Raw genomic sequence first — 267 nt, forward strand, 5'->3', positions numbered from 1 at the left:
GGATGGCGCCCGTAGTGGTGGATCTCCCCCGGCGGGAACAGCAGCATATCACCGGGGCGGCAGATAAACTGCTGATCCCCGTTTTTGACGACCCCTTCTCCGCGTACGGTCAGGTTGAGGATATATCCCTTCATGCCAAGAGGGCGATCGACGTAAAAATCGAGATATCCCTCGGCCTCAATTGGCGTCAGCCCCGCCACCAGATGGGCGTTAAATGAGTAGCCCGGCAGTAAGGGATCGTTTTGCGGTTCGGCCATAGATTCAGTT

Annotated in this window: 1 protein-coding gene; it reads right to left on the bottom strand. The window is 56.9% G+C overall.

Annotation, left to right across the window (positions count from 1 at the left end):
* The coding region (locus RTW80_RS29505; RefSeq protein WP_312721675.1) for an AraC family ligand binding domain-containing protein at positions 1 to 257 on the bottom strand (257 nt) is incomplete at its 3' end.
* Between the last annotated feature and the right edge of the window lie 10 nt (positions 258 to 267).

It is taken from the genome of Escherichia sp. AM3 (assembly GCF_032029835.1).
Classification (GTDB): domain Bacteria; phylum Pseudomonadota; class Gammaproteobacteria; order Enterobacterales; family Enterobacteriaceae; genus Escherichia; species Escherichia coli.